This is a genomic window from Brevibacillus sp. HB2.2 (assembly GCF_013284275.1).
Classification (GTDB): domain Bacteria; phylum Bacillota; class Bacilli; order Brevibacillales; family Brevibacillaceae; genus Brevibacillus; species Brevibacillus brevis_D.
Genome location: NZ_JABSUV010000019.1, coordinates 39,349 through 61,554, shown reverse-complemented (window position 1 = coordinate 61,554; position 22,206 = coordinate 39,349). Strand labels below are relative to the sequence as shown.

General features: G+C 43.5%; 24 protein-coding genes. 20 read left to right on the top strand and 4 right to left on the bottom strand.

All coding sequences use genetic code 11. The annotated features are described in order from the left end of the window. Positions 1 to 9: 9 nt before the first annotated feature. The 8 genes from fliS to HP401_RS15335 all read left to right on the top strand — a co-directional run bounded on the left by fliS (position 10) and on the right by HP401_RS15335 (position 6,208). Positions 10 to 387 carry a flagellar export chaperone FliS gene (gene fliS, locus HP401_RS15370; RefSeq protein WP_173605616.1) on the top strand — a complete coding sequence of 126 codons (378 nt, stop codon included), beginning with the start codon at positions 10 to 12 and terminating at the stop codon, positions 385 to 387. A gap of 10 nt (positions 388 to 397) precedes the next feature. Further along, on the top strand, positions 398 to 754 hold the full coding sequence (locus tag HP401_RS15365; protein WP_173605615.1) for a flagellar protein FliT: 357 nt from the start codon (positions 398 to 400) through the stop codon (positions 752 to 754). Positions 755 to 1,019: 265 nt separating this feature from the next. Continuing rightward, positions 1,020 to 2,693 carry an HAD-IIIC family phosphatase gene (locus HP401_RS15360; protein ID WP_173605614.1) on the top strand — a complete coding sequence of 558 codons (1,674 nt, stop codon included), beginning with the start codon at positions 1,020 to 1,022 and terminating at the stop codon, positions 2,691 to 2,693. Continuing rightward, positions 2,693 to 2,929 (top strand): acyl carrier protein, encoded by a 237-nt coding sequence (locus tag HP401_RS15355; protein ID WP_087341638.1) that lies wholly within the window; start codon positions 2,693 to 2,695, stop codon positions 2,927 to 2,929. Before HP401_RS15360 ends, HP401_RS15355 begins: the two co-directional genes overlap by 1 nt. Positions 2,930 to 2,942: 13 nt before the next feature. Then, positions 2,943 to 3,362: a VOC family protein gene (locus HP401_RS15350; protein ID WP_087341636.1), complete on the top strand. Its 420-nt coding sequence runs from the start codon at positions 2,943 to 2,945 to the stop codon at positions 3,360 to 3,362. Further along, complete coding sequence (locus HP401_RS15345) at positions 3,343 to 4,497, top strand: GNAT family N-acetyltransferase (protein WP_173605613.1); 1,155 nt, start codon at positions 3,343 to 3,345, stop codon at positions 4,495 to 4,497. Before HP401_RS15350 ends, HP401_RS15345 begins: the two co-directional genes overlap by 20 nt. A gap of 16 nt (positions 4,498 to 4,513) precedes the next feature. After that, positions 4,514 to 5,440 carry a polysaccharide deacetylase family protein gene (locus tag HP401_RS15340; RefSeq protein WP_173605612.1) on the top strand — a complete coding sequence of 309 codons (927 nt, stop codon included), beginning with the start codon at positions 4,514 to 4,516 and terminating at the stop codon, positions 5,438 to 5,440. Positions 5,441 to 5,455: 15 nt separating this feature from the next. Continuing rightward, positions 5,456 to 6,208, top strand: coding sequence for a TylF/MycF/NovP-related O-methyltransferase (locus HP401_RS15335; RefSeq protein ID WP_173605611.1), 753 nt, complete (start codon positions 5,456 to 5,458; stop codon positions 6,206 to 6,208). Between the two features lie 178 nt (positions 6,209 to 6,386). Here HP401_RS15335 and HP401_RS15330 read toward each other — a convergent pair whose 3' ends face one another. Both HP401_RS15330 and HP401_RS15325 read right to left on the bottom strand, forming a co-directional pair. Next, positions 6,387 to 7,484: a DUF2920 family protein gene (locus tag HP401_RS15330; RefSeq protein ID WP_309145130.1), complete on the bottom strand. Its 1,098-nt coding sequence runs from the start codon at positions 7,482 to 7,484 to the stop codon at positions 6,387 to 6,389. A 48-nt stretch (positions 7,485 to 7,532) separates the two neighbouring features. Continuing rightward, positions 7,533 to 7,709 carry a putative motility protein gene (locus HP401_RS15325; RefSeq protein WP_143276643.1) on the bottom strand — a complete coding sequence of 59 codons (177 nt, stop codon included), beginning with the start codon at positions 7,707 to 7,709 and terminating at the stop codon, positions 7,533 to 7,535. 158 nt (positions 7,710 to 7,867) lie between these two features. Here HP401_RS15325 and HP401_RS15320 point away from each other — a divergent pair, with 158 nt between their 5' ends. The 4 genes from HP401_RS15320 to HP401_RS15305 all read left to right on the top strand — a co-directional run bounded on the left by HP401_RS15320 (position 7,868) and on the right by HP401_RS15305 (position 11,310). Then, positions 7,868 to 8,677 (top strand): motility protein A, encoded by an 810-nt coding sequence (locus tag HP401_RS15320; RefSeq protein ID WP_015893541.1) that lies wholly within the window; start codon positions 7,868 to 7,870, stop codon positions 8,675 to 8,677. Continuing rightward, positions 8,670 to 9,455 carry an OmpA/MotB family protein gene (locus HP401_RS15315; protein WP_173605609.1) on the top strand — a complete coding sequence of 262 codons (786 nt, stop codon included), beginning with the start codon at positions 8,670 to 8,672 and terminating at the stop codon, positions 9,453 to 9,455. Before HP401_RS15320 ends, HP401_RS15315 begins: the two co-directional genes overlap by 8 nt. A 289-nt stretch (positions 9,456 to 9,744) precedes the next feature. Continuing rightward, a complete protein-coding gene (locus HP401_RS15310) occupies positions 9,745 to 10,548 on the top strand; it encodes a basic amino acid ABC transporter substrate-binding protein (protein ID WP_173605608.1) in 804 nt (267 codons plus the stop codon). Between the two features lie 87 nt (positions 10,549 to 10,635). After that, positions 10,636 to 11,310, top strand: a complete 675-nt coding sequence (locus tag HP401_RS15305; RefSeq protein WP_064200463.1) for an amino acid ABC transporter permease — start codon at positions 10,636 to 10,638, stop codon at positions 11,308 to 11,310. A gap of 82 nt (positions 11,311 to 11,392) precedes the next feature. Here HP401_RS15305 and HP401_RS15300 read toward each other — a convergent pair whose 3' ends face one another. Next, positions 11,393 to 12,445 carry an HD-GYP domain-containing protein gene (locus HP401_RS15300; RefSeq protein WP_173605607.1) on the bottom strand — a complete coding sequence of 351 codons (1,053 nt, stop codon included), beginning with the start codon at positions 12,443 to 12,445 and terminating at the stop codon, positions 11,393 to 11,395. Positions 12,446 to 12,654: 209 nt separating this feature from the next. Here HP401_RS15300 and hpf point away from each other — a divergent pair, with 209 nt between their 5' ends. The 4 genes from hpf to prfB all read left to right on the top strand — a co-directional run bounded on the left by hpf (position 12,655) and on the right by prfB (position 17,870). Beyond that, on the top strand, positions 12,655 to 13,218 hold the full coding sequence (gene hpf, locus HP401_RS15295) for a ribosome hibernation-promoting factor, HPF/YfiA family (RefSeq protein WP_007718201.1): 564 nt from the start codon (positions 12,655 to 12,657) through the stop codon (positions 13,216 to 13,218). Positions 13,219 to 13,416: 198 nt separating this feature from the next. Beyond that, entirely contained in the window at positions 13,417 to 15,936 is a 2,520-nt protein-coding gene (gene secA / locus HP401_RS15290) for a preprotein translocase subunit SecA (protein ID WP_015893535.1), read from the top strand. 245 nt (positions 15,937 to 16,181) lie between these two features. Then, entirely contained in the window at positions 16,182 to 16,643 is a 462-nt protein-coding gene (locus HP401_RS15285) for a hypothetical protein (protein ID WP_173605606.1), read from the top strand. Positions 16,644 to 16,756: 113 nt separating this feature from the next. Next, positions 16,757 to 17,870, top strand: a protein-coding gene (gene prfB / locus HP401_RS15280) for a peptide chain release factor 2 (protein WP_015893533.1) whose coding sequence is annotated in 2 segments (ribosomal slippage) — positions 16,757 to 16,837 and positions 16,839 to 17,870 — 1,113 coding nt in all. Because the reading frame shifts where the segments join, the coding sequence is not laid out codon by codon here. On the opposite strand, the gene HP401_RS15275 is transcribed toward prfB, so the two are convergent. Next, entirely contained in the window at positions 17,860 to 19,296 is a 1,437-nt protein-coding gene (locus tag HP401_RS15275; RefSeq protein ID WP_173605605.1) for a PAS domain-containing sensor histidine kinase, read from the bottom strand. The genes prfB and HP401_RS15275 overlap by 11 nt on opposite strands. 142 nt (positions 19,297 to 19,438) lie before the next feature. Here HP401_RS15275 and HP401_RS15270 point away from each other — a divergent pair, with 142 nt between their 5' ends. The 4 genes from HP401_RS15270 (at position 19,439) to argB (ending at position 22,204) form a co-directional block, all read left to right on the top strand. Then, positions 19,439 to 19,708: a YciI family protein gene (locus HP401_RS15270; protein ID WP_173605604.1), complete on the top strand. Its 270-nt coding sequence runs from the start codon at positions 19,439 to 19,441 to the stop codon at positions 19,706 to 19,708. A 76-nt stretch (positions 19,709 to 19,784) separates the two neighbouring features. Beyond that, complete coding sequence (locus HP401_RS15265) at positions 19,785 to 20,216, top strand: c-type cytochrome (protein ID WP_173605603.1); 432 nt, start codon at positions 19,785 to 19,787, stop codon at positions 20,214 to 20,216. A gap of 136 nt (positions 20,217 to 20,352) precedes the next feature. Beyond that, positions 20,353 to 21,393: an N-acetyl-gamma-glutamyl-phosphate reductase gene (gene argC / locus HP401_RS15260; RefSeq protein WP_173605602.1), complete on the top strand. Its 1,041-nt coding sequence runs from the start codon at positions 20,353 to 20,355 to the stop codon at positions 21,391 to 21,393. Between the two features lie 13 nt (positions 21,394 to 21,406). Beyond that, complete coding sequence (argB, locus tag HP401_RS15255; RefSeq protein ID WP_173605601.1) at positions 21,407 to 22,204, top strand: acetylglutamate kinase; 798 nt, start codon at positions 21,407 to 21,409, stop codon at positions 22,202 to 22,204. The last annotated feature ends 2 nt before the right edge of the window (positions 22,205 to 22,206 follow it).

Here is a 22,206-nt window from a genome sequence, read left to right as displayed (position 1 = left end):
GTGATGCAGATGTTACAAAATGCTGCTCAGACATACCAATCTAATCAGGTAACGACCGCTACTCCTGCTGATTTGACTTTGATGTTATACAATGGGGCACTTAAGTTTATTAAACAAGCCAAAGGCGCAATCGAGGAAAAGGATGTAGTAAAAGCACACGAAGCATCTCTCAAAGTGCAAAATATTTTATATGAGCTGATGTCTACCTTGAATAGCGATTATACGATCTCTAAAGACTTCATTAAGCTCTATGAATATATGCTCCACCGTACGATTGAAGCGAATATGCGTAAAGATATAGAGATACTGAGTGAAGTGGAAGGCTTATTCCTCCAGTTCCGCGACACATGGAAAGAGGCCATGCAGCTCGCGAAATCACAAGGGTAAGGAGCAAACGATGGAAAAGACAATTGAGGAACTCTTGGAACGTTTGCTTAGGGAGACCCTTCGTTTAGAAGAGATCGTGATGCAAGATGACTCGGAGCCAGAAGAGTGGTTGGCGATTTTGGATGAGAGGGAAAAGCTCATTGAATTGCTGCAAGATAAAGGGCTGGAGGATAGGCTAACAGATTCCAATCGTCAACTACTCTCGCAAGTATTTGCCATCAATCAAAAACTGTTTCCCCTGATAGAGGGACACAAGCAAGAGATCCAAAAAAAATTGAACAATGTTCAACGTAGCAGGATGGTTACGAATTCTTATCAGGATGCAGGACCAAATGGATACGGAGCGTTTTTTGACCGGAAAAAATAGGAACAAGTGGGACGTAATATAATCCCTTTACGATAGAGAGTGATAAGCGGCTGTCTGAAAAGATAAACGTAACGCTTTCTATCGGAGGGGATTTTCTTACGTTTAAGTAAGACTAAGATTACGTTAACGTAATCTTAGAATAGTTGAGGGAATGAAGATTTAAGTTTAATACAATTGACCTATTTTGCTTACCACTAGAATTACCGATATTTGAAATAGCCGATGATGCCTGAAACATAATTTTTAACTTCAATGGAGTGTTATTATGCCTGATGTTAAAGCACTAATACTAGCAGATACTATTGTTGACCCTATTCTGAGATTTTTGTCAGATCGTTCAACCACTCCTTTTATTGAGGCGAAGACAGGGCCTTATAATCAAGTCCAACAGATATTAATGGATCCACACCACAGTGTCTGGAAAGAAGAAAATGAGCTATTAATCGTGTGGACAACCCCCGAAAGAAGTATTCCATCTTTTGAAAAAGTATTGGGTTATGAGGAATTTGAAATCAATTCGTTAATGGACGAAGTCGATTACTTTGCAAGTAATATAATAGAGTCTAGTCAAAGAAGCAAACTTACTTTTGTTGTTTCTTGGTCAATGCCACCTCATTATCGAGAGATTCAGACTCTTGCTCTTAAACATAATGTAGGACATACCAATATATTAATGCAAATGAACCTCCGCTTAGCTCAACACTTCAGTAACTACAATCATATCGTTCTATTGGATTCCAACTATTGGTATAATTCTTTGCAAAAGAAAAGCTTTGACCATAAAATGTTCGCACTTGGGAAAATTAACTACTCCAGAGATTACTTTGAGAAAGCTGCTTATGAAATGAAGTCTGTCATTCGAGCATTTCAAGGAAAAACGAAAAAGGTAGTTATTTGTGATTTGGATAATACTCTTTGGGGAGGTATTATCGGAGATGATGGGATTGATAATATTAATTTAGGTGGAATTAATCCCATTGGAGAGAGCTTCATTCAATTTCAGAAGGAACTAAAAAAACTTAGAGAACGTGGAATTTTACTTGCCATAAGCAGTAAAAATGATGAGAGCATTGCAAAAGAAATGATAGAGAATCATCCGGAAATGATATTGAGAATGTCCGACTTCTCAGCCTATCGGATTAATTGGAAGGATAAGGCGGAGAATATCGCAGAAATGGTAAACGAATTGAATATTGGTCTGCAGTCTGTTGTTTTTTTAGATGATAATCCTACAGAAAGAGAAAGAGTAAAGCAGGCATTCCCAGAGATATATACTCCTGATTTACCTGAGGATTATACGGCGTATCCAACATTTATTCGTATGCTTGATTGCTTTGAAACTATTGAAATTACTCGTGAAGACAGAGTTAGAACAGAAATGTATCAAAAAGAATCTGAACGAAAAATAAGTCTTTCAAATGCGTCATCAATTGATGATTGGTTAAAATCCCTGGATATTATTGTTAAAGTACTTCCGTTAGAGAAAAATCTTTTGACACGTGCAGTCCAGCTTTTGAATAAAACTAACCAATTCAATATGGCTACGAATCGATACACAGAAGAAGAGTACTGGAATTGGAGCAGTTTTAATCAAAATCAAGTATATGTGTTCCAAGTGCAAGATAAATTCGGAGATTCTGGTATAACTGCCTTAATAAGCTTTTCAGTATCCAATAATCAAGCGGAAATCGTTGACTTTGTCATGAGTTGTAGAGTAATGGGGAAAAAAATAGAAGAGGCATTGTTATTCAACGTCATGTCTAAAATTAAGAAAATGAATATTGACTCAGTAAGAGCTAGGTATCAAAAAACAGACAAAAATCAACCATTCTTTGATTTTATTAAGGATAAGTATACTGATTCATCTAATTATCTATTAGACATAAATAAAGTATCGAGTCCAGATTTTATCAATGTAATTAACGAGGTGCAAAATTAATGGATGATTTCACCAAGGTACAAAATATGGTAGCTACACTCTTTGAGGCTCCTTTAGAAAGTGTTACTTTACAATCAAGCAAGGATGATTTTGTATTGTGGGATTCGCTTAACCACTTAAATCTTATTATGGAAATTGAATCTGAATTTAATGTCTCAATAGGTATTGAGGAAATTGCTGAAATCCGGACAATTCAAGGAATTATGGATCTCCTTAAAAAACATCGGAATAAGTAAGGAGAGAAATTGTATGGTTAATGCAAGCTTTTTTGGACCTTCTGCAACTTTTCATCATGTTGGGCTGGCTATATCTAATACACAACAATCTCTGATTGGTAACTTAAACATGGTTGAAGATTCAATTCAACGTGTAAAAGTTGGCTTTATGAACATTGGAGATTGTCATGTTGAAGTAATACAACCAACTACTGAAGACTCTCCTGTACAAAACAGCATTAAAAAGGGGAATAAGTTGGTCCATCTTTGTTTTGAAGTTGATGATATTGATGAAGGATTACTCCACGCAATTTCTCATAAATTCAAGGTGATTCAAAATCCTACCCCAGCTGTAGCATTTGGAGGCCGAAAAATCGCTTGGGTATTCCATCCAGTATGGGGATTATTCGAACTATTAGAAAGGAAGCCTTCCATTGAAGATCATTCCGTATGAGGATAGCTTTTTTGATCCGTTAGTTCAATTTCTCAAGAAAAATTGGGCAGTTCAGCATGCTATATATGACAAGTCACTTTTTAATTGGCAGTATCGGATAGAGGAAGAGGAAGTAACAGATTCATTTCTTGTACTAAAGGAAGAGAAGATAATAGGGTTTTTAGGAAATATCCCGAGCTTTTATGACGTAGATGGAACAGTACAAAAGGGTGCTGGTCTGACTATGTGGGTAATAGATGAAGAGTATAGAAACAGCGGGCTAGGTATATTACTTTTAAAAGAAACGGAAAAGAAAAAGCAGGTTACATTTACTCTTGGCTGTAATTTAAATGTGGTCCCGATGTACAAAAGAATGGGATACTCCTACTCAGAAAATCTTAATCGGTATGTACTACCTTTAAATTCCAATAAATACAAGCTACTACTTCAAGAACAGGTAAATACAGAGGAAATAGATCAGTGGGTTAATGAAATCTTAGAAAATATCTCTGCTGAAAAGACACAGACACCCAATCGTGAAATAAGGGCTGAAGACTTAGAGGCACTGTATAAAAGAAGTATTATTGGAGAGTTTCGTTTTTCTCAACATAGAAATGCTTCTTTTTGGGATTGGCGTTATAAGAACAGTAATGGATATAAATATTTATATTTCGGAAATGAATTTCAGGGTGTTGCAGTAATTCGGGTGGATCGAGCATATTCTCCGAATGACCCAGAAATACATGGTACAAAAATTTTACGTATCATTGAATTAATTCCGGCCAATAAAGAGGTTTGGAGTGGCTTTATAGATCCAGATTTCATAAAAATTATAGGAGGAATATTGAACTGGGCAAGAGATATGGGATGTGTAGCAGCTGATTTTCAAATTAGTACGAATCGGTTGGAACATTTACTGCTAAAGGTTGGTTTTAGAAAACAGAACTATGACTATACTCCCGCATTAAACGGTTTGGCAGGTCTGTTTCAACCATTTCGATATAAGGTCAACCCAATAAACTTCACTTGGAAAGTGAGGAACGAATTGGGGGAAACCCTTAATTTCGACATTAACGATACTTATTTTGTTAAATCAGATTGTGACATGGATAGACCAAATATATGGCCCTTACCTAGTGAATGGAGTGAAGAATGATTATCTGGGGTGAAATATGGATTTCGCAGTAATGTATCACTATGTACGTCCAAGGAGTGGATGGAACGGTATTTTTCCATTACTACCAGAGGAATTTGAAAAACAGATTGATCTAATCAGTAAAACACACAACATAGTTCACCTTGACGAATTAAATAAAAAGTCAGTGAAACCCCGGTGCGTTCTTACTTTTGATGATGGAACAAGAGATCAATATGTTTATGCTTACGATATTTTGAAAAGAAAGGGTATACCTGCGTACTTTACAGTTATGTCGGGCCCTATGTTAACTGGCATTATCCCTATTTTTCATCTAGTTCATGTGATTCTTTCCTTTAAGACTGACGAAGAAGTTTGGGAGTTACTTTCTTCTCGATATGATGTTTCTAATGTGGAAGAAGAGAGCAGCATATATCATTATGAGACAAATAGGTTAAGAAGGTTCAATAAGTATGTCTTGAATTTTATGTTATCGCAGTCAGAATCACGGGAAGTATTAGAATCTATTTTTAAGACTATTTTCCCGGATAGCTTATCATTCATTAATAATTTTTACTTGAATATAGCAGATTTGAAGGAAATGTCTCAATCAGGGATGGCGATAGGAGTACATTGCCACCATCATGCACCTTACGATGGAAATCCACATGAATTTTATAAGAATGAAATTATGCCTTGCAAAGTTTTTTTAAAGGAAACATTGGGTATTAATTCACAATGGTATACACCCGCCTTTGGAGGTGGGAATATGCGCGAGAGAATGAGAAATGAATTAACACCGATATTACTAGAAAACGGTTTTAAAAGAGGATTTACTGTTAATCCAGGATTGATGAACGGAAATGATGAGTTTTGGATCAATAGAATTGACTGTGTACAATTACCACCTAATAGATCTAGTAGTATTAATACCGTAATAGAACAATATACTACCAATGTATAAAGGAGACGATACAAGATGAATAAAATAGAGTTTCTTCAAAGATATGCTGAGGATGAGAAACAGACTCGGTTGGAATTGCTAGATTTATTTATAAATAGCCCAATCCCCAAAACTGAAATGATCGATCATATGGGGTTATATGTTCATAGACAAATGTTATCACGCATGCTATTTCTAAATGATATTTTTCAGCAGATTTTAAATGTAAATGGTGTGATTATGGAATTTGGTGTTCGCTGGGGAACCAACCTTGCAATCTATGAGGCGTTAAGGGGTATATATGAACCATATAACTATACTAGAAAAATTATAGGGTTTGATACATTTGAAGGTTTTCCATCTGTAAACGAAAAAGATGGTACTGACAGTATCATTAAAAAAGGTGCATATGCTGTTACCGAAGGGTATGAGGAGTACTTAGAAAATTTATTATTCACAAGGCAAAAATTAAGCCCCTTAAATCATATTAACAAGTTTGAACTGGTTAAAGGTGATGCTACCCAAACTTTAAAGAAGTATCTGGAGGAACATCCGGAGACCATTATCTCATTGGCATACTTTGATTTTGATATATATGAGCCAACAAAAGCGTGTTTGGAACTAATTATGGAGCGTGTTACAAAAGGAAGTATTATCGCTTTTGATGAGCTTAACTATCCTGCTTTCCCAGGAGAAACTCTGGCATTACTTGAGGTATTGGGTATAAACAAGTATCAAATTAGAAGATCAAAATTTGCTACTGTACCTTCATATATTATTGTTGAGTAGACAATGATATTAATATAATTGGTGTAGTAAAGTATCTCGTGATACAAAAACAAACGTGTATTGAGGGCGACAGGTATTACCTTTATACACGTTTGTTTTATATATAAGCGGCATCTGTAAATACTGCTTGATTATATTACACCAAAATCTTGACAGCCCCATTTAAACGTTTATTGAGTTACTTGTATAGTAAGGGAATACCGGAACTGTAATCGAAAAGATAGTTACGAGTTTTCGTTTGAAAATGAATAGGATTTAACTGTAACTCATCAGATTTTTCAAAGGACTTATTTTTCATCACATAATCAAATAGAGCTAGAAAATCTGCGTCCAAACCATGATTTGTTGATTGAAAGGTGATCCCATCAAGCTTTTCTTCAGAAATTTCATGGTATGTACAATTCTTCAGTGATTTGCAAAACTGCTGTTTATTAATATGACTAATTAAATTGTCAGTAGTACCATGGAAAGATTGTATCTCACAGAAATTATGAAACTTCTTATAAAGAGTAGGTAAGTGAAGAATTTCTGGATCGTAATCAATTGTAGAAGCTGCGTATTTGAAAGCAATGTCTAATAGCATGTTACCTATTTTATGGCGTAAAAGGCGCTCGCTATTTAAGTAAGCGGGGAATAGCCATGATGAATTATCGATTAATAGATGAAAAAGATTAGGCGCAAATGCATTACATAAATAACCTAGATAAGCTCCATGAGAGTGGCCATAAATAATCGTTTTTTTAGGGTTAAACTTTAAGTTATTTTCTTTAAGAATTTGGATGACGTAGCAAATAGCGGTGATGTTATCCAGGGCTTGCATTATTCCCATATCATTAAAATTTTCCATACTTTCGTTTAGTTTTTCATATGCAGCCACTCCGATATGATATTTGCTTGCTATGTCTAAGAATAGCGATGGATTAAAACCTTCCTTATAGATCATTTTAATTTCATCTGGAGTAAACACGGGTTCCATATCTTTCGGAGTAAGGTTAAATTGTGGTGATTGATAACCCTGCATGAACTCTTGACCAAAATAATCGCATTGTACAGTAACAAGGTTATATTGATCTGCAAACACTCTCCGCATTTTCTTATAGACATTCGAATTAGCATTGCCACCAAATCCGGCTATTAGTAGCAATAAACCAGTTTCTGGATTTACTCCAGCCTCTGGTTCGGAAAAGTAAAAATTAAACGTTCTTTCACTATAATCGTTGTAGATGTTAGGGTGTGCAGACCAATTTACCTGGTAATCCTTTGCCAAAATAAACACTCCTATTTATAAAAATAAAGAAAGACCGGAGTAACCCGGTCTACAGACTTAAGCTTTAATATCCAATACCTTACCCAACGTTGGATGACTTGCCTGAGCCGCTTGAATATTTTGCTGTGTCTTAGCAAAACCCTCCAACATGATGGAAGCTTGCGCTTGCGAAGTCTCCTGCACTTGCTTCGTCAAGCTAATAGTAACAGCTTGCTTTAATTGTACGGCATTCACAGATGATCACCTCTTTTGCTAGAATTACTTTCTTTATCATTATCGACATTTTTTATACCAAGCTTCACTATAACCATGACTCTATTCTCTCATCTTTTTTCCACCATCTGCTATACTTTAAGAACAACTTGCTGAAAAACTAGGAAGGTGAATCACTTTTGTCCACAAAACGCCGCTCACTCGTCTTAATCGGAGCCGTCCTCCTCATCTTCATACACGCGGTCTACCTAAACGGAACCTTATCGGATCTCCTCAACGTAACCGCCGTCGAGCTAGTTGCGCTCTCCGTAGTCATGTCCTACGCAGTCAAACGTAAGCATCTCGACTTGAAAAAAATCTGGCGCCTGCTCATCCATGGCCGACAAAGCAACGTCGAAGAAACGATCAAGCGCTTCTACTACTACGCGCTCGTCCAGAAGGAACAGGGCTATATCGCGCTCGAAAAAGAGCTGCAACAAGAACCCGATTCGTTTATCCAGCGAGGATGCTTACTGGCGGTCGAGGGTGTTCCCGAAGAAGAGCTGCGGCTGATCCTGGAGAACGAACTCAAGGGAGAGCAGTATCGCTACCAACAATCAGCAGGATTCTTCCGTCTGATCAGCTTGCTGGCACCGGGGATGGGGCTGGTCGGTACGCTCTTGGGGATGACGGGTGTACTGAAGTCGCTCGAAGACATGGCCTTGACCGGACACAGCCTGAGTGCAGCGGTCGTGGCGACGTTGTATGGCGCGCTCTTGGCGAACTTGTTCGCGCTGCCATGCTACTATCGCCTGATGGATCTGTACGACCGGGAAATGTTTGAAAAGCGTCTTTTCATCGAAGGTTGTGTCGGTCTCCAGCGCATGGAGACACCACGCTTGTTGTTTGAAAAGCTGAACTCCTTCTTGCCAGGTGACCAAAAGCTGGTGCTGATTAAAGAAGCAGGCAGCATGAAGGGCACGATTGAAAGGCAGGACCGCTATGCATGACGACCGGTTATACGACGAAAAAGAGCTAGAAAAAAGCTGGCTGCTTAGCTACAGTGACCTGATTACACTGTTGTTCGTAATCGTGATTATTATTGCGGCGACACAGACGAAGAGCATTCAGTCACAAAAGGAAGATGTCCAAAAAGAAAAAGCGAGCTTGGAGAAGGTGCATGAGAGTCTTGACCTGCTCAACCTGCAAAAGCTGGAGCTGCAGCGAGAGGTCTACCAATTGGAGGCTCGCCAGAAGGAGCTCAAGGGCGAAAAAGGAAAAGAAGGCTCCGAAGACACCGTAAACGTGCCGAAGCGGCCGATGGGCATGACTGACTCGAGTGAGCGCGATATGGAGACGGTACGCAACCAGCTATCCTCCGCTTTGGCTGAGCTGAATCTCGACTACGAGGAGACCGAAGAAGGCTTGCGTATCCGTTTGCCGGAAACGATCTTGTTTACGAGTGGTTCGGCAGACCTACAGGCCCAAGGGAAGCAAGTCGTCGGGACGGTAGCAGGGGTTTTGAAGCGCTTTGAGCACAAGGTGCGAATCGAGGGCTATACAGATGATGTGCCGATATCTCGCAGCTCCTTCCAATCCAACTGGGAGCTATCCTCAGCGCGCGCGATCTCTGTCATGCGTGAAATGGTGGATGCTAACTCCTTACCAGCGTCTCGCTTTACAGTGGCTGGCTTGGGCGAGTACAAACCGCTTGTGGATAACTCCAACGCGGAGAACCGTGCGAAGAATCGCCGGGTAGAGATCGTGATTTTGGGGGAAAAAGAATAATTCATTATTTTCAGATAAAAGCAGGATTTTTATATGCAGGATAGAACTATATCCCGTATATATGAATCCTGTTTTTTTGCTGCTAGATATACTTATTTTCCCATTTCGTTCCCCTTACTTTCGTACTAAAGTGGCAGAATATACAGGAAAATAGTTATGCCCAGCTTGTGCACAAGGGTATGTGGATAATGTGGATAACTCTGTGGAGAACGCAAAAAATCCGTAATTTCCATGTGGACATTGCTGGGGACAAAACGGGCAGATAGAGAGACACAAGGGGGATTTCGAGATGCGTATCGGGACAAATTGGTTCAAATCGCTCGCGTTGGTCGTCGGTGTGGGGGTACTCCTCGCAGGCTGTGGATCGGGTGGTCAGCAAACGTCTGGTAGTGGCGGATCGAGTGGTGGTTCGGGTGATAAGGTGTACGTAGTCGGTACAGATGCGGCATATCCACCGTTCCAAATGCTTGAGGCTGACAAGATTAGTGGCCATGACATCGATGTGATGAACGCGATCGCGGAAGCTGGCGGATTCAAGATCGAGTGGAAAAACACCGGGTGGGACCCGCTTTTTGATGGACTAGACAAAGGGACGGTTGATATTGGGATCTCGTCTATCACGATTACAGAGAAGCGCAAGGAGAAATACGATTTTTCGGACTCTTACTTTGAAGCGAATCAACTCATTCTGGTAGCGGAAGATTCTCCAGTGACGAAGCTGGCAGATTTGAAAGGGAAGAAGATCGGGGTTCAAGCTGCGACCACGGGTGAAGAAGTGGTCAAAAAAGCGTTTGGAGATACGTATGAAGGCTTGAAGGGCTATGATGATATGCCATCTTCCGTCGATGACTTCTTTAATGGTCGAGTCGATGCAGTGATTGGCGACAATGGCGTTTTGTCATACTACGTGAATAAAGTAAAAGATAAGAAGTTTAAGCTGATAAAAGATGATTCCTTTGAAAAGGAATTTTACGGAATTATCGTGAAAAAGGGCAATACCGATGCGATTAACAAAATCAACGACGGATTGAAAAAGATAAAAGAAAATGGAAAGCTGCAGGAAATTTACACCCAGTACTTTGGCAATAAGTAGGCAGCAAAATGGCCGGGTGCGTCTTTCGACGTAGCCGGCGTTTGTTCGCAGCTTGGCTTGCTGACAGGAAGAAGGGAGGATGAGCCATTGGACTGGAGTGTCATCTACGACTACCGTGAACTGTTTATCAGAGGCATTATGAATACGATTTTACTAACGGCAGTGGCTACGGTTTGCGGAACATTTTTGGGGTTATTCATCAGCTTGGGCAAAATGTCCTCCAAGCGAATCTTACGTTGGACCTGTTCGATTTACGTAGAGCTATTTCGGGGAACTCCGATGCTGGTTCAAATTTTGCTAATTCATTTTGCAGTGATTCCGTCGATTTGGGGTATTCTGTATCCGGGAGCGAGTAGCCCGGAAGCGATTTATTCAGGCTTCGTTGCGCTTTCACTCAATGCGGCTGCCTATATGGCGGAAATCTTTCGGGCCGGCATCCAATCAATTGATCCGGGGCAAATGGAAGCGGCACGATCACTTGGCATGAACAAGGGCCTTGCGATGCGCCAAATTATACTTCCACAAGCGTTTACACGAATGCTGCCTGCGATCGGAAATGAGTTTATTGCTCTTTTGAAAGATTCATCTCTTCTGGCAGTAATCGCGACACCGGAATTAAACTACGCAGCCATGAACGTGGCGAAAAGTACATTTGAGCGCTACCCTCCGTATCTAACGGAGGCGGCGGTTTACCTGGTGCTTACGTTGTTCTTGTCCCGTGTAGTCGTGCGAGGACTAGAGAAAAAATATTCCACACGGTAGTGAGTGAGCCTGTGAAAACGAAACAATAGCAAAATCCCCCTGATTCCTTAATCGGACAGGGGGATTCGTTTTTTCCGCGTGTTTAACTGATCATTCTTTGAATGCGTAGCGAACGCTGGAGTCTCAGGTCTATAAATTCATCCCCTCTACGAACGAGAGGGCGCATCGGCTCATCAGTATGAATCATAATGATTTCGACGTGGTCGCCATTGTTCAAAAGCGCATGGGAGCCGACGTAAAGTAAGATAATGTAGTGGATAAAACGAGACACAATCGTCGGGTTTAATTGGCCTGTACAAGCTGACTCCCACAGCACATTCGCGGCTTCAAAGGGAGAGGTTCCCTTCCGATACACGCGATCTGTGCATATCGCATCAAATGTGTCTGCGACACTGATGATTTGGCATTCAAAAGGGATGCCATCTTTTTTTTGTCCGAGAGGATATCCACTTCCATCCCAACGTTCGTGGTGCATCAGGGCGCACTGTGCCAGCAAGTTGTCGGCATCGTCCATGGTGCGCAGAAGCTCGTAGCCGTATACGGTATGCTTTTTCATTATCGTATATTCTTCGTCTGTCAAACGTTCTGGCTTGGACAGTAGCTCATCGGGAATTTTCATCTTGCCGATGTCATGAAGAAGACCTGCAAGGCCCAAAAAATGAACATCACGTTGCGGCAATCCTAAGATTTTTCCGATTAAAGCTGCCACGATACCTACATGCAGGGAGTGGCGATACGTATAGCTTTCTGTTCCTTCATTCAAATAAATGAAGCGCAGAAATCTCATGTGATGAAGAACTTGATCGAGCATAGGGTGAACAGCGTCGCTAAATTGTTGCAGTTTGGGAGTACCCCCATTTGCGAGCTGGTTAAATAAATACTCGGTTTTTTGTACGGCCACCATATAGGCCTTTGCAGCCTCCGATTCACTCCAATGAAGGAGAGGAAAGGGCATTTCGGGTGCTTCCGAGTCTGTAGTAACGTGTACGGCTTCTACCTGGTGGGCCTCTAGTAGTCGTATATCACTAAGATGAAGGATTGCACCAGCGGGTAGTAAAAGCAGCCCGTATTCATTGTAGATGTCTTGAGCGAGCGTTGTTCCGATAAGTGAATGGGAAGGTTTTACCTCTGCCATGAGGACTCCTCCAGTGCGATGTACGACCGCGATATAGGATGGGATGATTACGTGTCCTATTATAGCATAGGGAATCTAGTAAGTATTGGTAAAATAATGTCGGATATTGATGGTTTGTAAAAGATTTGCAAAGATTTTTTTAAGCTGAGTGGAAGGATTATTTACAGAGGTGGCGAATACGTATGTATAGACGGAAGGAGGTTGGAACCATGAAATTTAACATTCGTGGAGAAAACATTCAAGTCACCGCTGCACTTAGAGAATATGTCGAAAAGAAAGTCGGCCGTCTGGAAAAATATTTTGAAACTCCACAGCCTACAGAAGTACAAGTCACCATGCATGTACACAGAGGAGAAGGCACGATCGAGGTAACGATCCCGTTGAGTGGGGTGATTATCCGAGCGGAGGAAACGCACGAAGATATGTATGCTGCTATCGATCTGGTAGTAGAAAAGCTGGAACGCCAGATTCGCAAACACAAAACGAAGCTGATGAGGAAACTTCGAGTGGATTCGACTGGAAGAATCGCACAGCGTGAAAGTCAGCCAGTAGCAGTCATGATCCCGGATGTGGATGAGGATGATATCGACATAGACATCGATATCGTTCGAACCAAACGCTTCGATCTGAAGCCGATGGATGCACAGGAAGCGGTCATGCAGATGGATATGCTGGGACACAGCTTCTTCGTTTTCCAAAACAGTGACACCAATGACGTCAGTGTGGTGTATCGCCGCAATGATGGGCGTTATGGATTGATTGAACCAAAATAACGAAACTTTACACATTCTCATTCGTATAAGACTAGGGAGTTGCTATTGGCAACTCCCTTTACTTGTGTAGAGGATGCTCTATTTGATAAAATATCTTTTTAGAAAGTATTATTTTCGTAGAATCGGTATCCTTTTTTATTATTGGACTCATGCCGGCTTGTGCATTTTTGTTTGGCAGTATATGGAAGGGGTGTCCTCATGCTAGGACTCGTTAAAAAGATATTCGGCGATAGCAATGAACGCGAAGTAAAGAAAATGTTTAAGCGTGTAGAAAGTATCAACGCACTGGAACCAACGATTAAGGCACTCTCGGATGACCAATTGCGGGAGAAGACAGCTGAGTTTAAGGCTCGCTTGGCAAATGGTGAAGAGCTGGACAAAATTTTGAATGAAGCGTTTGCCGTCGTACGTGAAGCGTCGATCCGTGTACTGGGCATGCGTCACTTCGACGTCCAGATGATTGGTGGTATGGTGCTTCAGGAAGGTCGTATCTCCGAGATGAAGACGGGGGAAGGTAAAACGCTGGTTGCGACACTGGCGACATACCTGAATGCCCTGATGGGAAAAGGCGTCCACGTCGTTACCGTGAACGAATACTTGGCTGAGCGTGACTCGAGCATCATGGGTAAACTGTATAACTTCCTCGGGCTGACAGTCGGTTTGAACAAGAATGGACTGAACCCAGAAGAAAAGCGGGAAGCATACGCATGTGATATTACGTATGGTACGAACAATGAGTTTGGCTTCGATTACTTGCGTGACAATATGGTTCTGTACAAGGAACAAATGGTGCAACGTCCACTCTTCTTCGCTATCATCGACGAGGTGGACAGCATTTTGATTGACGAAGCACGTACGCCGTTGATCATCTCCGGTTCTGCTAACAAATCGACAGAGCTGTATTACATCTGCTCGCATTTTGTGAAGCGCTTGGAAGAAGAAAAAGATTTCACAATCGATGAGAAGCTGAAAATCGTCAACCTCACAGATGATGGTGTAAGCAAAGTCGAACAGGCATTCAACATCGACAACCTGTACGATACGGCACATATCACGTTGAACCACCACATTACGGCGGCGTTGAAAGCACAAGTGCTGTTCAAGCGCGATGTTGATTATGTGGTGCAGGAAGGCGAAGTTGTGATCGTCGATGAGTTCACCGGCCGTCTGATGGTTGGACGTCGTTACAGCGATGGCTTGCATCAAGCGATTGAAGCCAAAGAAGGTCTGCGTGTTCAGAGCGAGAGCATGACACTGGCGACCATTACCTTGCAAAACTACTTCCGTATGTATGAGAAGCTGGCGGGTATGACAGGTACAGCGAAGACGGAAGAAGAAGAGTTCAAAAAGATTTACGGTCTCGATGTTGTGGTTATTCCAACGAATAAGCCAGTACAGCGTGTCGATTCACCTGACCTTGTTTTTAAAACAGAGGCGGCTAAATATCGTGCGGTTGTAAACGACATTGTGGAGCGTCACAAAAAGGGCCAACCGATCCTGGTAGGTACCATTTCCATCGAAAACTCGGAGCGCTTGTCCCAAATGCTGAAGCAAAAAGGCGTACCGCATAACGTATTGAACGCGAAGCAGCATGAGCGCGAGGCAGAAATTGTCGCACGTGCAGGTGTGTACGGAGCGGTTACCATTGCCACAAACATGGCGGGTCGTGGTACGGACATTCAGCTTGGCGAAGGTGTTGCGGAGCTGGGCGGTCTTCATATTATCGGTACAGAACGCCACGAGAGCCGTCGGATTGACAATCAGCTGCGCGGTCGTGCCGGTCGTCAGGGGGACCCGGGTTCATCCCAGTTCTTCCTCTCGATGCAAGATGAGCTCATGCGTCGTTTCGGTGCGGACAATATCATGAATATGATGGATCGTTTGGGTATGGAAGAGGATATGCCGATCGAGAGCCGCCTGGTTACTCGTGCGGTAGAATCCGCGCAGAAGCGTGTAGAGGGATCGAACTTCGATGCACGTAAAGGCGTTCTCCAGTACGACGACGTGATGAATCAGCAGCGTCTGGTTGTCTACAAACAGCGTAAAGACATCCTGGAACACGAAAACCTCAGCGATGTTGCTTTGAATATGATCTACGCAGTAATGGAGCGTGCAGTGTCCCTGCATTGCCCAAAAGAAGAGGTACCAGAGGATTGGGATCTGCAAGCATTGGCCGATGCTGCCAACAATGGATTCCTCTATGAAGAAACGATTACGGCTAAAATGCTGAAAGGCATGGAAGCAGAGGAAATTCTCGAGCTGTTGAAAGCAGAAGTCGATAAGCAGTACAAACAGCGTGAAGAAGAAATCGGCGAATCGATTCGCGAGTTTGAAAAAGTCGTTATTCTGCGTGCTGTCGACAGCAAGTGGATGGATCACATCGATGCAATGGATCAGTTGCGTCAAGGGATTCACCTGCGCGCCTACGCACAAAACGATCCGCTTCGTGAGTACCAGTTCGAAGGATACGAAATGTATCAAGGAATGCTGGCTGCTGTTCAGGAAGAAGTCGCTATGTATATCATGAAGGCCGAAGTCAGCCAAAACCTGGAGCGTCAAGATGTCATTCGCGGTCAAGGAATCGATATGGACAACTTGCAAACCTCCGGACCATCTGATCGTCCAGATCCGGAGACCTCCGGTGATGCTGATCCGAAAAACCGTGCACAGCGTCGCGCTCAGGAGCAGGAACGCAAACGCCAAAATAAGAAACAATAAGCAATAACAGAACATTCTTCTCGTATCGGCAAATTCGGTACGAGGGGAATGTTTTTTTCTTGCCCATTCCTAATGCCTTGACAGTATTCGTCCTCATCTATTCTTCCTCGTCTGATATTAACGATCTATTTGTCTAACACTGGTAAATGTGATCGAACGATTCAGGTGGTAATTATCTGAAAAATAAATAGAATCGTAAGTACAACACTTTTACCAAAAATTCACGAAGACGGGGGAATGAACAAATGAGAACGTCAGTGAACGTGATGGGGATACAAACGAAGAATACGATGGAGCGCATTTCCGTTACTTTAAAAGCAGTCCTAAAGACAGGAAAAGAAAATAAAAAAGTACAGCTCATTGAAAAGGAGGAGGGAATCGAATTACCGAGAGTCATCTCAGCGCAAGACCCAGTCTTTGAGGACAAGCGATTGATGGAGGAAATTCCGGAGCCGAATTGGAATGAGGTCTTGATCGCACCGCCGAGTGGAATGGTGGATCGAACGCGTGAAAGTCCGCTAGCCAAAACCTATCGAAAAACACACAACTGGAAGCGACAAGCTATCATCAAGCAAGCATACCAGCAAAAAGCAAGTGAAGCTCGGCGTACCCATCTCAATCTGGTTGCTGCCCCACAGGCGGAAAATAAACAACTACATGAAATCCGAGACCTGAGATCCTCGCCATCACCACCGGTGGTAACGTAAAAAAAGTAGCGGCGAAGTCCCTTTTCTAAACGTGACAAGCTGCCGTATTTGCGCATCCGGCAAATTACGTTACAATAAAACATAGCTTACGTAAAGAGAAGGTGATTCGCAACATGGCATTAATCGATATTGCGGACATCAAACAAGAGATGTCTAGCATGGCTAAGCGTTTAGCGGATATCAGGGGGTCTCTTTGACCTCCCAGTAAAACAGGAACGAATCGGTGAACTGGAAGAGCGCATGCTGGCACCCGATTTTTGGGATGACAACGATGCAGCGCAGAAGACAATCAGTGAACTGAATGCAATCAAAAGCCTCGTGGAGACGATGGCCAAGCTGGATTCCCAGTACGAGGATCTCCAGGTAATGTTGGAACTCGTCATCGAAGAAGGGGATTCCTCCCTCATTCCAGATCTGTATGACAGTACGCAGGAGCTGCGGAAGTCATTTGAGAGCTTTGAGCTGGAATTGCTTTTGAGTGATGAATACGACAAAAACAACGCCATTCTGGAGCTGCATCCGGGAGCGGGTGGTACGGAGTCCCAGGATTGGGCGTCCATGCTTCTACGTATGTATACACGTTGGGGGGATGCCAAGGGCTTCAAGGTCGAAACATTGGACTATTTGCCTGGCGATGAAGCCGGTGTAAAAAGTGTCACTCTCCTGATTAAGGGCTACAATGCGTATGGCTACCTCAAATCAGAAAAAGGGGTTCATCGTCTTGTGCGGATATCTCCGTTTGATGCCTCTGGACGTCGACACACATCGTTTGTGTCTTGCAACGTCCTGCCGGAGATCGAAGACGATAACGTGGTAGACATACGTACTGAGGACCTGAAAGTCGATACGTATCGTTCCAGTGGTGCGGGTGGTCAGCATATCAACACGACTGACTCCGCTGTAAGGATTACTCACTTGCCTTCTGGAATTGTGGTGACGTGTCAAACAGAACGCTCCCAGATTAAAAACCGAGAGCGTGCGATGAAGATGTTGACGGCACGACTGTTTGAGAAGAAACGGGAAGAACAAGAGAAAACGTTGGCCGCGATTCAAGGTGAACAAAAAGATATTGCATGGGGCAGCCAAATACGTTCCTATGTCTTCCACCCATACAGTCTGGTAAAAGACCACCGGACGAATATGGAGGTAGGGAACGTTCAAGCAGTCATGGATGGTGAAATTGATTCGTTTATCGATGCCTATCTGCGCGCGCAGATTAATCGTTAAACGAAACAGTAGGCTTCAAGGCTTTTGGTATGGAGATCGATACGGTGGTTCCTTTGCCGACATCGCTGGCGATGTTGATGGTACCGCCGTGATCGCGAATAATTTTTGTGCTTACCATTAACCCCAGGCCAGTTCCTGTTTCTTTTGTACTATAAAAAAGCTCTCCTAATCGGGGAAGAAGCTCGGCAGGGATGCCCTGTCCTTGATCGCTGATTCGGATGATCACATCAGAAGGGCGCTCTACAACCCTGATTGTGAGATTTCCACCTAACGGCATGGCTTCCATGCCGTTTTTTATGATGTTTATGAAGACTTGCTTGATTTGATATTCCTCACACAATATGAGGGACGTGACCTGCGGAAAATCAGTGAGAATGGATACATTTTTAAGAAGTGCCTGCGGCTCCAAAAGCTTAATGACAGACGAAAGCAATGGCAAAAGGCCGTTGGGAGCAAATCGCAACGTTTGCGGCTTGGCCATTATTAAAAGCTCACTGGTAATCGAAGTAATCCGGTCGATTTCGGATCGCATAATTTGCAGGTATTGCTGATTGGCGAACTCGTCCCCTTCCATGAGTTGAATAAACCCTTTCAAGGCCGTAAGCGGATTGCGAATTTCATGGGCGATACCTGCGGCAAGCTCTCCTAAAACGGAAAGCTTGTCAGAGTAACGAAGCAATTCTTCTGATTGCCGACGTTCTGTAATATCACGTGCCACAAAAACCGTGCTGAGAATATGACCGTTTGAACAAACGTCAGGTGTCCCCTTCACATCGAAAAGCAACATTCTACCGTCTGGGTGCAGGTAATGGTACTCGGCGTCGAGCGTGGTCTTCTGCTTCAACATTTGAGCAAAATCGCTCTTGGCGTTGGTTACTTGTTCAGGATGAATCAAGATCGAAAAATGCTGGTTGATCACTTGATCAATCGTGAGACCAGTTACCGCCTGAACAGAAGGGGAAGCGTAGGTAATCATTCCGTCCACATTTACAATAAAAATCAAATCCATAATGTTTTCGGATATTAACCGAAAGTTCTCTTGCATCTGATGAAGAACCTCTTCCATTTTCTTCTGCTGCGTGATGTTTCTGGCAATGGAATAACGGCTGATGATTTCGCCGTTTTGAAAAATGGGAAAGCTGGAAGCGATAATATCCACAACCTGCCCGTTTTTATGGAGCAATTGATAATGCTTATTTTTTCTGATTCCTGTGGAGAGGATTTGTTGTTGTTTCTTACTATCAAGACCCTCAGTAGAAGCGAGGATTTCCCAAATTTGCATACGCAGCAATTCTTGAGAGGTGAATCCTACCAATGCTTCACCAGCAGCGTTTACGCCTGTGAATCTGCCCTGCATGTCGAACATGAAAACAGCGTCAGGATTGTTGTGGAAGAGAGATGTATATAACTGTATCTGCGTGTCCATACCTATCCGCCTCTCTGTTGCTACTTGCTACCTTTGAATCGTTCGCTGTAGAAAGGAAAAATCCTACTAGACCAAAGTCCGTATTCATAATTATGTTATACTTCTGAAAAGAACAAGGTCATGAAAAAGGAGAGAAACTGTCATGTTGTATGTCGCATTTTTGCCAATCGTGAATCAAGAGTTAAATGCTCAAGTAAGACCTGCGCATCTTTCGTATATCAATGATTTGTACAAGCAGGGAAAAGTGGTCATGGCAGGACCCTTTACAGATAAGCTTGGCGGATTGGTCATTTACAAAGCGGATTCTCTGGAAGAAGCCCGCAAATTAGCTGAGGCTGATCCAGTTGTCGTGGAAGGCGCGCGGATGTTGGAGTTACGTGAATGGAGTCCGTTGGAATTTCCTTTGTCCTAAATGGCTGTAGTAAGAATGAGAAGTGGTAGTTGGAGGCATACTTAGCGAAGAAATCCGAATAAAGGAGGGAACAGCCTTGAAACGTATTCCACTCGTTTTGACAGCGGCTGTACTCGCATTCTCGCTAAGTGCCTGTGGTACCAGTAAGCAAACACAGCCGCCAGCACAACAACCAGCACAACAACCTGCGACAGAAACGCCGGCAGGTGAAAAACCAGCGACAGAAACACCAGCAACAGAAACACCAGCAACAGAAACACCTTCGACAACGCCATCCGGCAGCTATGATGCAGCAACTGCAGAATCCACGTTCAAAAATACTTGTTCAGGCTGCCACGGACAGACGTTGGAAGGGGCAGTTGGACCGAACTTGCAAAAGATCGGTAGTGAGTTGAACAAGGAACAGATCCTGGCCATTTTGGAAAAAGGAAAAGGAGCAATGCCTCCGGGTCTCGTCAAAGGAAAAGATGCAGAAAACATCGCTGCATGGTTAGCGGACAAAAAGTAAACAGGGCAACAAACCAGCGCTCGAGCAATCGGGTGCTTTTTTCTTTGGACGTAAAAAAGTTTTTCTGTTGTATTCTATATGGATTTTTATTATTATTCATGTATAAAAATACAGATAGGAATAAAGGGGAGAGAGCATGGTTCGGGTCGGGATTGTTGGAGCAACGGGGTATGGTGGCGCGGAGTTGATCCGTCTTTTGGCTGGGCATCCGCATGTTGAGATTGCCAGTTTATATTCAAGTTCATCTGAAGGAGATGGCTTGGAAAAATCGTTTCCACATGTAGCTGGGCTCGGGTTGCCCACATTGTCACCAATTGATGCAGACAGCATGAGCGGTGTGAACGATTTGATCTTCCTTGCTACACCTGCGGGAGTAAGTAGCACGCTGTCCCCCAAGTTGGTCGAAAAAGGCGTGAAGGTTATTGATTTATCCGGGGATTTTCGTCTGGTAAACGGTGCGGTCTACAAAACGTGGTACAAACATGAGCCGGCCCCGTCCCAATGGGTAGAAGCGGCGGTTTATGGTTTAACCGAGTGGAATCAAGAGCAAGTGGCGGGTGCGAGTCTTATCGCGAATCCTGGCTGCTATCCCACTGCTACGCTCCTCGCCTTGCTTCCGCTGATGAAGACAGGTTGGGTACAGTCTAACAGTTGGATCGTCGATGCCAAATCAGGTGTGTCCGGCGCTGGACGTGGAGTATCGCTAGGGGTTCATTACAGCGAGATTAATGAAAGCATCCATGCTTATAAAGTTGCGAGTCATCAGCATACACCAGAGATTGAACAGGAGCTGCAAAAACAGAGCGGGGAAGAGACGCTGGTTCAATTTACGCCGCATCTGGTGCCGATGACGCGCGGGATTTTAGTCACGGCTTACGGACAGCTAACGGCTGATGTCACTCAAGCGCAAATCCAGGAGCTATATGAAGCTACTTATGCGGATAAGCCTTTTGTGCGTGTACGTCCCGCAGGCAGTCACCCACATACGAAAGAAGTTTATGGCTCCAATTACTGCGATATCGCAATTCATGTTGATCAGCGTACGAAGCGTGTGATCTTGCTGTCGGTAATCGATAACATGATGAAGGGCGCAGCCGGTCAAGCTGTACAAAACATGAATGTCATGTTTGATTTGCCTGAGAAAACGGGCTTGCCGCTCGTACCTGTGTACCCGTAGAGGAGGAGAGCAGATGCAAGGAATTGTCGTGATCAAATGTGGCGGAAGCACCATGGATCAGCTGCCTGACTCCTTCTTTCAGGCGATTGCCGGACTGCAGGTGCAAGGACAAGAGATCGTCATCGTCCATGGGGGCGGACCTGCCATTAACAGTATGCTCGATCGAGTTCAGATCACTCCGCAATTTGTGGATGGGCTGCGTGTTACCTGCGAGGACACGCTGCGTGTTGTAGAGATGGTCTTATGCGGCAGTATCAACAAGGCGCTGGTAAAAAGACTGACGCAGGCAGGAGCCAAGGCTTGGGGAGTTAGTGGAATCGATGGTCAGACCCTTTTGGCAACAAAAACGCCGAAGCCACTCGGGTGGGTAGGAGAAATCAAGAAGGCGGATACGACTATTCCGAAAGCGATTCTTGAGCAGGGCTTCGTCCCGGTGATTGCTCCCCTTTCTGTTAGTGAAGATGGCACAGAGACATATAACGTCAATGCGGATGTAGCCGCAGGGGCGATTGCAGCAGCACTTAGCGCCGAAAAACTGATCATGGTGACAGACGTTCCGGGCATTATGCAGCCACAGCCAGACGGAACCAAGGCAGTAGTGTCAGCCACAAGTGCAGAAGAGATACAGGAAATGATTCGGGAAGAAATTATTACTGGCGGAATGATTCCGAAGGTTCAGGCAGCTCTCGACGCTCTCGGACAAGGCGTGGAGCAGGTTGTCATCTGCCGGGGAACCGCTGAAGATCTGCTCGGTGTTTGTGCGGGGCAGGCAGTTGGGACAACAGTCCGTATGAATGTCAATTACGCTTAGGA